Source organism: Marixanthomonas ophiurae, from assembly GCF_003413745.1.
In the GTDB taxonomy this organism is placed as follows: Bacteria; Bacteroidota; Bacteroidia; order Flavobacteriales; family Flavobacteriaceae; genus Marixanthomonas; species Marixanthomonas ophiurae.
On sequence record NZ_QVID01000001.1, the window covers coordinates 2,022,791 to 2,035,257 of the forward strand.

General features: G+C 36.0%; 12 protein-coding genes. 11 read left to right on the top strand and 1 reads right to left on the bottom strand.

The features are described from left to right. Nucleotides 1-22: 22 nt before the first annotated feature. Nucleotides 23-397, bottom strand: a complete 375-nt coding sequence (locus DZ858_RS09315; protein ID WP_117159278.1) for an RNA-binding S4 domain-containing protein — start codon at nt 395-397, stop codon at nt 23-25. A 77-nt stretch (nt 398-474) separates the two neighbouring features. Between DZ858_RS09315 and DZ858_RS09320 the strand changes: the two genes are divergently transcribed. From DZ858_RS09320 to DZ858_RS09365, 11 genes are all read left to right on the top strand, one after another. After that, entirely contained in the window at nt 475-1,392 is a 918-nt protein-coding gene (locus tag DZ858_RS09320) for an FKBP-type peptidyl-prolyl cis-trans isomerase (protein WP_239990752.1), read from the top strand. A 375-nt stretch (nt 1,393-1,767) separates the two neighbouring features. After that, entirely contained in the window at nt 1,768-3,867 is a 2,100-nt protein-coding gene (locus tag DZ858_RS09325) for an amino acid carrier protein (protein ID WP_117159280.1), read from the top strand. Between the two features lie 528 nt (nt 3,868-4,395). Continuing rightward, nucleotides 4,396-5,511, top strand: a complete 1,116-nt coding sequence (locus tag DZ858_RS09330) for an NAD(P) transhydrogenase subunit alpha (RefSeq protein ID WP_117159281.1) — start codon at nt 4,396-4,398, stop codon at nt 5,509-5,511. 1 nt (nt 5,512) lies between these two features. After that, nucleotides 5,513-5,809, top strand: coding sequence for an NAD(P) transhydrogenase subunit alpha (locus DZ858_RS09335; protein ID WP_117159282.1), 297 nt, complete (start codon nt 5,513-5,515; stop codon nt 5,807-5,809). A gap of 6 nt (nt 5,810-5,815) precedes the next feature. Next, nucleotides 5,816-7,204: an NAD(P)(+) transhydrogenase (Re/Si-specific) subunit beta gene (locus DZ858_RS09340; protein WP_117159283.1), complete on the top strand. Its 1,389-nt coding sequence runs from the start codon at nt 5,816-5,818 to the stop codon at nt 7,202-7,204. A 74-nt stretch (nt 7,205-7,278) separates the two neighbouring features. After that, nucleotides 7,279-8,358: a sensor histidine kinase gene (locus DZ858_RS09345; protein ID WP_117159284.1), complete on the top strand. Its 1,080-nt coding sequence runs from the start codon at nt 7,279-7,281 to the stop codon at nt 8,356-8,358. Nucleotides 8,359-8,361: 3 nt separating this feature from the next. Further along, nucleotides 8,362-9,711 (top strand): sigma-54-dependent transcriptional regulator, encoded by a 1,350-nt coding sequence (locus tag DZ858_RS09350; protein ID WP_117159285.1) that lies wholly within the window; start codon nt 8,362-8,364, stop codon nt 9,709-9,711. Nucleotides 9,712-9,889: 178 nt separating this feature from the next. Then, nucleotides 9,890-10,063 (top strand): hypothetical protein, encoded by a 174-nt coding sequence (locus DZ858_RS15170; protein ID WP_158548362.1) that lies wholly within the window; start codon nt 9,890-9,892, stop codon nt 10,061-10,063. A gap of 122 nt (nt 10,064-10,185) precedes the next feature. Continuing rightward, nucleotides 10,186-11,484: a Glu/Leu/Phe/Val family dehydrogenase gene (locus tag DZ858_RS09355; RefSeq protein WP_117159578.1), complete on the top strand. Its 1,299-nt coding sequence runs from the start codon at nt 10,186-10,188 to the stop codon at nt 11,482-11,484. Between the two features lie 24 nt (nt 11,485-11,508). Then, nucleotides 11,509-11,928 carry a GreA/GreB family elongation factor gene (locus DZ858_RS09360; RefSeq protein ID WP_117159286.1) on the top strand — a complete coding sequence of 140 codons (420 nt, stop codon included), beginning with the start codon at nt 11,509-11,511 and terminating at the stop codon, nt 11,926-11,928. 10 nt (nt 11,929-11,938) lie between these two features. After that, complete coding sequence (locus DZ858_RS09365) at nt 11,939-12,343, top strand: hypothetical protein (protein WP_117159287.1); 405 nt, start codon at nt 11,939-11,941, stop codon at nt 12,341-12,343. The last annotated feature ends 124 nt before the right edge of the window (nt 12,344-12,467 follow it).

Sequence of the window (12,467 nt, forward strand, 5' to 3'; positions counted from 1 at the left end):
AAGATAGTAAAAGGCACGGGTATTATTCTTCTTGTGTATCGGTAAAATCCTCTAAATCCCTACGGTCTTTTTTTGTAGGTCTGCCGGTTCCTTTTTTCCGATAATATTTTTTGGCATATTGTAACATTTCTTGGCCTTCAAAAGCTTCTTTTGGAGTTATATCCTTTCGATAAATATCAATTAACTTTGCACCCAATCTATTTTTAGGTAAATCCAGTACCTCGAGTTGGTAATTAATTTGGTTTTTTCGGACCCTAATTTTATCACCTGGATATACATCGCGGGCTGGCTTTACACTATCATCATTAACCTGTACGGCTCCTTTTTTACATGCTTTAGTTGCAATGCTTCGGGTTTTATAATATCGGACACACCATAAATATTTATCAACTCTCATAATACTGTTCAAAAATCTACGTTAATACGTACTGCAAAAATAACGGAAAATTGTATCTTTCCGGCCCGAAAAAAAATATGATGAGAAAAAACAATTTTATACTATTTACTGCCCTTGTAGGTGCTCTTTTACTTTTTTCCTGTAAAAAAGATGATGGTGGGGTTGATACAATACCACCACGCGACAGAGGGGAAGAGGCAATTGAAGCAGAAGCAGATATTATAACCTATTTAGAAACCCATTTTTATAACTACGAAGAATTTAATAGCCCACCAGAAGGTTTTGATTATACTATAAGATTTGATACCATAGCAGGAGATAATGCCAATAAAACTCCTTTAATGGAGCAAGTTGTTTCAAAATCTGTACAAGATCGAATAGATGAAGATGTATTCTATGATTTATATATTCTTAAAGCAAGACAAGGTGAAGGGAAATCTCCTAACTTCCCTGATTTGGCAGTAAATTCTTATACCGGAATAACAATACGAAACAACGAAGTTTTTGATGCTTCAATTTCTCCTGTAAAGTTTGATTTAACGCAAATAATAAATGGTCTGCAAGAAGCGATGATTGAATTTAATGGAGCAGATCCCGAATTAACAGAACAAAACCCAGACGGAACCATTACTTTCAAGGACTTTGGAGTTGGTGCCGCTTTTATACCAAGTGGTTTAGGTTATTTTAGTAACCCTCCCCTTGGAGCCGGTATTCAATTGTATGATCAACTTATTTTTACTTTTAAACTTTATGAAGTTGAAATTGGTGATCAAGATGAAGATGGTGTTGTTTCTACTTTAGAAGATTTAAATGACAATGGTATAGAAGAAGATGATGATACCGATGGTGATGGCGTACCAAACTATATTGATGGTGATGACGACGGTGATGGTGTACCTACCAGTGTTGAAGTAGAGCTTGATGATGATGGAAACATTATATTTATGGATAGTGATAATGATGGAATCCCTAATTATTTAGATTCTGATAGTTAACATATAAAAAACATTTATTAATAGCACCTCTCAGAAAAGCATTTTTTGAGGGGTGTTTTTTTATAACTTTATTTAACTTTACGAATAAAGCATTGATTATTAATTTTGTAGAAAATATAGGGATTCCTTTAGATTTGATTAAGCTAACTTTTATGTGTCACATTGTAATCAAGTTTTTATACAGGTTGTCTTTTAATTAAAGGGAACTCAACTTCCTTTTTTATATTTTGATGGATTGTTAATAATCATTTACTTCTTAGTAATTTTCAATTAAACTATAGTCTGTAGTTTTGCTGTTTTATTGCATTATTGTTAAGTTTGCAGCTTCAAAAATTATTTTTTTTAATTAATTTTTAGTAAAAGTTTGATTTTAATATGAAGTATATAAAATATTTGCTTGTACCTATTTTATTTTTATTTGCCTTTAGCAATTTAAACGCCCAAAGTGATACGGGATCCAATATGGAGGTAATTATTGAGCTTAGCAATCCTTCTAAAGAAATTAATGACGGTATAGCGACTATTAAAATAGAAGGAGGAAAGGCTCCTTACCAATATAAATGGAGTAATCAATCAACCTCATTAGAATCTAAAAAATCAACTAAGCTAATTGAAGGTATGCAACATTCGGTTGTAGTTACAGACGCAGCTGGAAATACTGCTTCAAAAACCTTTACAATACCCACAGAATCTATTACAGAAACGTTCAATAGCAAAGTACAGCCTGCAGTTGATTTTTTGGGAAGTATACTTTTTTGGGATCCTTTTGCTAATCTAGGAGTTTATGATCCAGTGGTTTATACAGAGTCTAAACAAATACCTATTCCCAATTGGGAAGCTACAACAGATAACACTTATCATTTAAAAAAATGGAAAGTTGCTGAAGGAGAACTTGTAAAAGAAGGTGATGAAATAGCAATATTGGAAACCAGTAATGGAGATACAATTCCAGTTTATGCTTCAGGGAATGGGAACTTAAAATATTTAGTTGCTGAAGGCAACGTAATATTCAACCCAAACAACACAACCGATGTGATAGAACAAGGGGCTCATATGTTGGCTTTAGTGCAATATGATGAACCACAACCACTACAACATCCTAATGGCGATATAAAAACAAATACCATCCCATTTATTGTTATATGGTTAATCTTAGGAAGTATCTTTTTTACATTCCGTCTTGGATTTGTAAATATTAGAGGCTTTAAGCACTCTATTGACTTGGCAAGAGGGAAGTATGACGACCCTGATGCTCCGGGTACAATTACACACTTTCAAGCAATGGCAACCGCAGTTTCTGCCACTGTTGGTCTCGGTAATATTGCTGGAGTAGCAGTAGCAATATCGTTAGGAGGAGCAGGGGCAACCTTTTGGATGTTTATGGCAGGGTTCTTTGCAATGTCATTAAAATTTGCTGAATGTACGCTGGGAGTAAAATACCGTATTATTGAAAATGGTCGGATTTTTGGAGGCCCAATGAATTATTTGCGCTACGGTCTTGAAAAAAGAAATTTAAAAGGCTTGGGTAAATTTTTAGCAGCTTTATTCGCCGTGTTAGGAGTTGTAGCTTCATTTGGAGGAGGTAATATGTTGCAGTCCAATCAAGCTTTTAAAATAGTATCGGAACAACTTCCTTTTTTAGAAGGGTACGGCTTTTGGTTTGGAGTTTTCTTTGCAGTACTAGTAGGTGTGGTTATCATTGGAGGAATTAATAGTATTGCACGCGTAACAGGAAAGGTAGTACCTTTTATGGCTATAGTTTATGTATTGGGATGTCTTATTGTGATAGGTACTCATATTGAAAATATTGGAGGCGCTTTTTCAGCAATATTTAACGGTGCTTTTTCAGCCGATGCCCTAAAGGGAGGTTTTATAGGAGTTCTTATTATCGGGTTGCAACGAGCTGCGTTTTCTAGTGAAGCTGGAGTAGGATCGGCAGCTATCGCTCACAGTGCTTCTAAAACAAATAATCCTATAGCTGATGGCTTTACTTCTTTAGTAGAACCTTTTATAGATACGATGGTAGTTTGTACTATGACCGCCTTAGTGTTAATTTTTACAGGCATGCACGAAGTGGACGGCGGCCTTGGAGGTGTAGAATTAACATCAGATGCCTTTGGAAGTGTCATCTCTTGGTTTCCAGCTGTTCTTGCCTTTGCTGTATTTTTATTTGCTTTTTCAACTATGGTCTCTTGGTCATATTACGGAATGCGTTCGTGGACGTACTTATTTGGACGTAGTAAGCAATCTGAGCTTATTTACAAAGTGATGTTTTTATTATTCGTGGTATTAGGAGCATCCGCTAGTTTAGGAGCCGTGTTAAGTTTTTCTGATATGATGATTTTAGCTATGTCTTTCCCTAATATAATAGGACTTTATATTATGTCCCCTGAAATACATGCAGATATGGTAGCTTATTGGGAAAGACTTAAAAAAGGAGAATTGTATATAAGTTCGAAATTTAAAAAGGCATAACACAAACACATATTTTTAAAAAAACCGACTTAGTAAAACAAAAAACTAGTCGGTTTTTTCTTTTACTAAAACCGGTTATACCAATTAATGTAGTGTTGGTAATATTAAAAAGGTTGTGATAGCTCTTCTCTTCTTTTATATTTAGTTTAAAAAATCCTATAGGAGTCTCTTATAAGCGCAATAGATCTTTTAATGCTATTGTTCTCTGCTTTTAATATAAAATTTGTTTTTCATTTTCTATTCTGGAAAACTTGGATAGTTTATGTAAAATGAACTATCAAAATTCATTGAGTTTTAAACATTTCAGAATATCTACTGAAATACTATCTACATTGGGGTAAAAAGTATCAACCGAGGTATTACTACCCATTTTTACTATGTAATATTTACATGTAAATAACTGATAAACAGTGTTTTTTGTTTTAAAAACACAAAAAGCAAAGCCTTGGCATAGCGATTGAAAATAGACTAGTCTTAAAAAACTAGTCAGTATAATGCTATAACATTTTCAAATTCTGAAATAAACGTATGAAAAAAATAGGATTGGTCAAAGAACCCGCATTCGAAACCCGAATTTGTTTTTTACCTAAAGAAGTTAAACAGCTAACCCAATTACTAGAAATAGGAGTTCAAGTTGAGAAAGGGCTGGGCGAAGGACTAGGGATTTCAGATACCGAATACAAAGAAGCGGGAGCAAGTTTGCAAAGTCGCGAGGATGTTTTAAATAATTCAGATTATATCCTTTCTATTAATGAGGTTACTGATCTTATGTTGGACGGAAAACAAAACGTGTTAATCGGAATTTTTAATATGTTGTTTTATCCCAAGCGAGCCGAAAAATATTTGGATAAAAACACCACCGTTTATAGTTTAGATTTATTACCTCGAACCACCTTGGCGCAGTCTATGGATGTGTTGTCTTCTATGGCTTCCATTGCAGGCTACAAAGCGGTACTTAAAGCGACTTCTCATTACAACAGTTCGTTCCCAATGTTTACAACAGCAGCCGGAACCCTTAATCCAGCCAAAGTATTGGTGTTAGGAGCGGGTGTTGCCGGATTACAAGCCATTGCAACCGCCAAAAGGTTAGGTGCTATTGTTGAGGCTTTCGATGTTCGTAAATCTGCCGGCGAAGAGGTTAGGAGCCTTGGAGCCAAATTTGTAGAAGTAGAAGGTGCCGAAGAGGCGAAGGATGCTGGCGGATATGCCGTTACCCAATCTGAAGAATACCTTAAGAAACAAAAAGAATTGATTCACGAGCGCATACGCAATGCCAATATTGTTATCTGTACTGCAAACATACCGGGTAAAAAAGCGCCGTTATTGCTTGAAAAAAGATCGATTGACGCCATGAAATCTGGATCGGTAATTATAGATATGGCAGCAGAGCAAGGTGGAAATTGCGAAATGACCCAAGCCGGAGAAACCATCACCTATAATAACGTTACCATCGTTGGCAATTCGCACTTGTCAAGGGAAGTGTCGCAATCTGCTTCACAATTATTATCAACAAACTATTATAATTTCTTAAAATATTTAGTTCAATCAACCAAAGAAGACGATGTGTTGCTGGAAAAGAGCAAAGTGATTGACAATGGAACTATAACAAAACCTTTATTAACCAATAAATTTGAACTCGCATAATATGGAATTTATCCAAAACAATCTTGATATTATCTACTTTGTAATCTTTTGTATCTTCATCGGTATCGAAGTGATTGCAAACGTTCCGGCTATTCTTCACACTCCTTTAATGTCCGGGGCTAATGCAATTAGTGGCGTAATTATGGTAGGCGCCGTGATTATGATGTTTCAAGTCCCACCAACAAATTATATAACTCTCACTGTAGGCGGAATCGCCGTATTTCTAGGTGCTCTGAACATTTCGGGTGGCTTTTTTGTCACAGGAAGAATGTTAAAAATGTTCACCACCAAAAAATAATTTCAAATGAATGTATTAGTTGAAGTTGGCTATTTATTGGCCACCGTTTCTTTTTTGGGTGGGTTGAAGTTTATGAGTTCCCCAAAACACGCTAAAGCCGGTAACTTAATTGCTGCTACGGGAATGATAATTGCTGTGTTGTGTACCTTTTGGATGCTCACTACGCAGACCGTCCCTTCCATTAACCTTATTATAATAGCCGTTGCCATCTTGTTGGGTACCATAGGAGGAAAAATCATGGCTTCTAAAGTCGAAATGACAGCCATGCCACAATTGGTATCCTTGTTTAATGCAACTGGGGGTGGTTGTGCCATGCTTCTGGGTATTGTTGAAGCAAAACAAGCGAGCCTTGGTTCTTCATTTCTGGGCATGCAAATATTACTGCTTTTAGGATTAATAACGGGAGCCGTAGCAGCCTCAGGAAGTGTTATCGCCTATCGAAAACTTGCGGGAAAAACGAAAGACAACCGAAATGTTATGGTTGTTTTAGGCTCTAGAACCCTTTTATTATCATTTATTTTAATACCTGTTCTTTATTTCTTCGGAATAATACCGTTGCCTTTTGAAATAGTAGCGTACGTCATGGCATTTATTGCGTTGGTTTATGGCGTGTTGTTCGTATTGCCTATTGGTGGTGCTGATATGCCGGTAGTAATTTCATTACTAAATTCAATTACTGGTATTGCCACCGCCTTGGCAGGATTTGTCTATGGCAACAAAGCGATGATTGCCGGTGGTATATTTGTTGGTGCGGCAGGAATTTTGTTAACGTTGCTAATGTGTAGAGCGATGAACCGATCGTTGCTTAAAGTATTGGCAGGAAAGTTTAAAAAAGGAAAAGTAGCCGAAGATGCCGAAGAACAAAATATTAAAGAAACAAACGTTTCCGAAACAGCTATGCAGTTATCATTTGCCAATAAAATTGCAATAATCCCTGGATACGGTCTTGCCGTAGCGCAAGGACAACATCTTTGTGGACAATTACAACAACTTTTAGAAAAGAGAGATGCTCAAGTGGATTTTATAATCCATCCTGTTGCAGGAAGAATGCCTGGACATATGAATGTGTTATTAGCTGAAGCCAACATAGATTACGAACATTTAAAAGAAATGGACCAAGTAAATGGCGATATGGCCCATTACGATATGGTTTTGATAATTGGGGCGAACGATGTGGTAAATCCAGCTGCAGAAAACAATGAGGACAGTCCTATCTACGGAATGCCGATTGTAAAGGCATATCAAAGTAAACAAGTAGTTGTGATGAAACGAGGAATGAGCAAAGGGTATGCAGGTGTCTCAAATGATTTGTTCGGGATGGACAATTGCAACTTATTGTTTGGCGATGCGAAAGATTCTTTGCAAAACATCATTAATCAGTTGAAATTAATTTAAAAAGGAGAAGTTAGCTTCTGTATTTTTAAATAATTTAGATGATACTTAAATATTAATTTTCATAAATTTAGCGAATGTCTCATACTGAAGAAGCCCTACAAGAACGTATAAAAGAATTAACATGCTTATACGAAGTATCTTCAATTATCGTCAGTGCTAATGTTGAAGAGTTAGATGATACCTTAAAAGCGATTGCATATAGTTTAAAAAAAGCATTTCAATTTCCTAAATACACCGAAATAGCTATCGAAACATCCATAAACTCTTTTAAAACGGGAAATGTAAATGAAAACGTCGGTCTCAGCAGTGACATTAAGGTATTCAATAAACTCAATGGAAAAATAATAGCATCTTTAACCGCTGATAAAAGTACTTTTTTAAAAGAGGAACAGCAGTTGCTGGACAATGTAGCTTTAAAGATAGAAAACCTATTAGAGCGTATTGAAATTAAGCAGAATGAAGCCTCTTTAAAAAGGCAAATGGAGCGTGCAGACCGTTTGAGTATCATTGGAGAAATAACCGCAGGAATTGCTCACGAATTAAATACGCCATTAGCCAATATTTTAGGTTTTGCTGAATTGTTAAAAGATGAATTCAAAAACGAAAAAAATGTTTCGAACGATTTAGATAAAATTATTCATAACACCATATTTTCTAGAGAAGTAGTAAAAAAGCTGATGTTTTTTGCCTGCGAAATGCCTCAAGAAATGAAAAAAGTAAACATTGTACCCAATATTAGGGATGCCATTAGCTTGTTGGACGCTACCTTCCGAAAAGAAGAAGTAAAATATGTCGTGAAAATCGAAGAAGAAGAATTATGGCTGAAAGCCGATACCATTCAGCTTACACAGATTATATTCAATTTAATAATAAACGCCATTTACTTTTCGCCCAAAAACGGATTGGTGACTATTAAAGCATTTCAGACAGATACAGAAAATGTCCTTAAAATTTCCGATGAAGGTCCTGGACTTCCTGAAGAGGCAATCGAAAAAATATTTCAACCTTTTTTTAGTACAAAACCCACAGGCGATGGATCAGGACTGGGGCTTAGCGTTGTGCACGGTATCGTATTGAGCCATAAAGGAACTATTAAGGCCGAGAATAATAAAAACAAAGGTGCTACCTTTACCGTTAGGCTTTCAAAAACATAATATATGCAGTTACGCAGCGAAAACATACTTATTGTAGACGACGATATCGATATATTGGAATTGTTACAGCGTCACCTGCGTTCGTGGAATTTTCATACGTATCGAGCTGTTTCGGTAAAAGAAGCAGTCACTATTTTGCGAGATACCCGAATCGATTTGTTGATTACCGATCTGAAAATGCCTGAAATTGATGGGTTTGAACTTATTAAATTTGTTTCAGAACATTATCCAAATTTACCCAAATTGGTAGTAACTGGCTATCCCTCTATACAAGATTCGCTTAACGCAATTAAATCTGGTGTGGTGGCGTACCTCACAAAGCCCTTCACCAAAGATGAATTAAAAACGGCAGTTGATGGCACGTTACAAGCCGATACGGACAACAACCCTAAAATTTCTACCAATGAAACGGCTGTAACCAAACAAACCAACCAAGACAACGAACCGTATGGCGATATAATTGGTTCTTCGGAAAAAATAAACGATGTAATTCAAATTATCGAGCGTGTAAAGAACAATAAAGCAACTATTTTTATAAAAGGGGAGAGCGGTACCGGAAAAGAACTGGTGGCTCGCGCTATTCATTATAAAGGAAAATTTTCGAGAGCCCCTTTTATCGCTGTAAATTGCGGCGGTATTCCTGAAAACTTATTGGAGTCCGAGTTGTTTGGTTATACAAAAGGAGCTTTTACAGGAGCCGAAAAAAATCGTGACGGATTTTTTCAAGCGGCCAACGGCGGCACTATTTTCCTCGATGAAATCGGTAATGCCTCTACCGTAGTGCAATCTCGATTATTACGGGTGTTACAAGAAAAAGAAGTGACTAAAGTAGGGGCACAAAAAGCTGAAAAAATTGATGTCCGAATTATCGCTGCGACGAATAGTGACCTAAAGGAAATGATTAAAAAAGAAACCTTTAGGGAAGATTTGTTTTATAGGCTCACGGTTGTTGAAATTGACGTAGCCCCACTTCGAGAGCGCAAAAAAGACATTCCGTTATTAGTAGACAAATTTCTTTTTAAATACGGCCTGGAATATAAAGATCGCTTTGTAAAAATAACCCCAGAAGCCTTAGCTATTTTAAATCGATACGATTGGCCTGGAAACATTCGAGAGTTGGAAAATATAATACAACGAGCCATTATTATGTGCGATGGCACAATAGAGGTGGATCATCTGCCCGATTCGTTAAAGTTCAACATTGATTTCCCAGAGAAAGCACTACTACCTTTAAAAGAGATGGAAAAACGATATATACAAAAAGTGTTGAACGCGACTGAAAATAATAAAACCAAAGCTGCCGAAATTTTAGGTATTGATCGTAAAACCATCCGCCAAAAACTTTCAGAGTAATTTTACAACCGGGACAAATTTTCCAGACTGGGTAATTTTGTTCCATTTCTTCATTTTAATTTTTTATCCAAATATTGTAAAAACCCTTATATATCAAGGGTTTAAATTGTGTTTTGTGTCTCTTGACATGTAATGGCATACAGATTGTCTTTAGTATATCAAATTATAAAGATGTACTATGAAAACAAATTCATTTAATATTTGCCCCACTTGTGAGCATAAAGATACGTGTGTATTGACCGAACAAAAAAGCCAAGTATGGTCATGCAGTGAATATGACGAAGCACTATTTGAAGATGAAAATCAACCCTCGCCTGTTCCTGAAATGGAATACGAGTTGGCAACACATTAAAAACAAATTCATTTATTCAGAGAATAAAAAATAACTCAAATCTAATTTTTTAAGACGAAACCTTTTTCAGAAAAAACAAGAATGATTTAGGTATGTCTTACAATCAAATTAAAATAAAAGCTATGATAGCAACATCAGAGGTTAAAAAGCAAAAAAAGCAACCTACAAGAGGCATGATGGAAAATGTGATGGAACAGTTTCACAGTGCAGCAGATAAAATAGAATTGCACCCAAGTATTCGTAAAATACTAGGTATTACTAATAACGAAATTGTGGTACATTTTCCTGTGAAAATGGATAATGGGGATGTAGAGATATTTACAGGATACAGAGTGCAGCATAACAACGCATTGGGACCTTACAAAGGAGGCTTACGGTATCATCCTACTGTTGATATTGATGCCGCAAGAGCATTAGCTATGTGGATGACGTGGAAAACTTCGTTGGCTGGATTGCCTTATGGAGGTGGTAAAGGAGGGATTCAGTTAGATCCTAAAAAATATTCAAAAAGTGAGTTAGAACGAATTACGCGTAGATTTACTTTTGCCTTAGCAGATAACATAGGACCTGAACACGATATTCCTGCACCCGATGTAAATACCAATAGCCAAACCATGGCGTGGATGGCAGATACATATATGAGTACACGGCCACCAGCAGAACGTTCTGCCAACCAACACGTAGTAACTGGAAAACCTGCCGGAAGTGGTGGATTGGAAGGACGTGACCGTGCAACTGGATATGGTGTATTCTTAAATATTAAGTTCTGGGCACAACGGAATAATGAAGACCTTAATGGAAAACGATTTATTGTTCAAGGTTTTGGAAACGTAGGCTATTGGGCTGCACATTTTCTTGAAAAAGAAGGTGCTAAATTAGTAGCGGTTCAAGATGCTTCAGGAAGTATTCACAACTCAAAAGGAATCCATGTTGAGGATCTTAATAATTATAGTAAAGCCAACAACGGAGGTATAGGTAATTTCCCTGAAGCGGACGAAATGGATAGCAAGGATTTTTTCAGTACCGATTGTGACATCTGTATTCCTGCGGCTTTAGGCAATCAAATAACTAAAGAAAATGCGCCAGACATCAAAGCACAATTAATTGCCGAAGGAGCTAATGGACCTACCAATGTAGATGGTGAAAAAATACTGTTAGAACGAGGAGTAACCATTATACCAGACATTCTCTGTAATTCTGGAGGTGTTGTGGGTAGTTATTTTGAATGGTTACAAAACAGAAATGGAGAGTTGTGGCAATTGGATGAAGTAATGGCCAAGTTAGACAAAAAGATGAAGGAGTCTTTTAGTAAAGTATATGAATATTCTGAACGGGAATCTATGGATATGCGTACTGCTGCTTATTGCTTAGCGATACAGCGTATTGAAAAAGCTTATGTAGAGCGAGGGATTTTTCCATAATTGTCTAATTAAAAAGAAAGAGAAATGAAGTACGGAAGTATCATTATTGAAAAAAAAGAGTATGTGTATTTAAAGCGCATCATCAATATTTCTGGCTATGCCAAAGATTTTGACACGCAACAATCATTGCAAAAATTTAGTGATGAGTTGCAAAATGCCCAAATAGTGGATGAAGAAGATATGCCTAAAGAAATCATTCGTTTTTATAGCAAGGTTAAGGTTGCTTCAGAAAAAGGTTGGGAACGTACATTGCAGGTGGTAACTCCAACAGAAAGAGATTTGAAGCAAAATAAAATTTCATTTCTCACTCCAATGGGTTCAGCACTCTTCGGTTATTCCGAAGGTGATACAGTAATCTGGGACTTTCCGACAGGACAACAGGAATTAAAAATTGTTGCCGTTGCTCAAGTAGAGAGTGATAAAAGAAAAGATGTAACTGTTTAAAATAGAAACGATGGAATTAAATACTGAAATATATGAACATGACAATGATGTGGACGTTACTCATAAAATAAACACTATTGAATTAGACAACTGGGTTAACCATTTGAAATACATTGAGAAAGAAGTGAACAACCTAGTGAATATGTGTACCATAAATGAAAAACTGGAGGACAAAAATGTTCTGCAGCGATTTCAAAAAAAGAAAGTTGAAAATAACAGCCTGTTAAGAGCTTTGCTAAATTACAGTAACTCTAGGGTGGATATTGCCGAATGTGAAGACATGAACTGCGATATGACATTTATAAAGGAGCATGAAGCGTATCGGAAAAGCTATTTGTACCACTTGGATAAGTACAGGCGATTAAAAGATGAGTTTTTTGATAAAGTACAAGGAAGCTTTACATTGAAAAACTAAAAATAGTACTATCAATGCACTATTAAAACTTCAATGTGTATAAATATATTAGTGATTGAAAAACAAGGGTTTAACCTTAGGTGAAGGTCAAACCCTTGTTTTTTTTGTAGGGCTATATAATATA

Excerpts from the sequence above, each read along its gene's own strand:
- DZ858_RS09315 (WP_117159278.1), bottom strand. The coding sequence starts at position 397 with ATGAGAGTTGATAAATATTTATGGTGTGTCCGATATTATAAAACCCGA.
- DZ858_RS09320 (WP_239990752.1), top strand. The coding sequence starts at position 475 with ATGATGAGAAAAAACAATTTTATACTATTTACTGCCCTTGTAGGTGCT.
- DZ858_RS09325 (WP_117159280.1), top strand. The coding sequence starts at position 1,768 with ATGAAGTATATAAAATATTTGCTTGTACCTATTTTATTTTTATTTGCC.
- DZ858_RS09330 (WP_117159281.1), top strand. The coding sequence starts at position 4,396 with ATGAAAAAAATAGGATTGGTCAAAGAACCCGCATTCGAAACCCGAATT.
- DZ858_RS09335 (WP_117159282.1), top strand. The coding sequence starts at position 5,513 with ATGGAATTTATCCAAAACAATCTTGATATTATCTACTTTGTAATCTTT.
- DZ858_RS09340 (WP_117159283.1), top strand. The coding sequence starts at position 5,816 with ATGAATGTATTAGTTGAAGTTGGCTATTTATTGGCCACCGTTTCTTTT.
- DZ858_RS09345 (WP_117159284.1), top strand. The coding sequence starts at position 7,279 with ATGTCTCATACTGAAGAAGCCCTACAAGAACGTATAAAAGAATTAACA.
- DZ858_RS09350 (WP_117159285.1), top strand. The coding sequence starts at position 8,362 with ATGCAGTTACGCAGCGAAAACATACTTATTGTAGACGACGATATCGAT.
- DZ858_RS15170 (WP_158548362.1), top strand. The coding sequence starts at position 9,890 with ATGAAAACAAATTCATTTAATATTTGCCCCACTTGTGAGCATAAAGAT.
- DZ858_RS09355 (WP_117159578.1), top strand. The coding sequence starts at position 10,186 with ATGATAGCAACATCAGAGGTTAAAAAGCAAAAAAAGCAACCTACAAGA.
- DZ858_RS09360 (WP_117159286.1), top strand. The coding sequence starts at position 11,509 with ATGAAGTACGGAAGTATCATTATTGAAAAAAAAGAGTATGTGTATTTA.
- DZ858_RS09365 (WP_117159287.1), top strand. The coding sequence starts at position 11,939 with ATGGAATTAAATACTGAAATATATGAACATGACAATGATGTGGACGTT.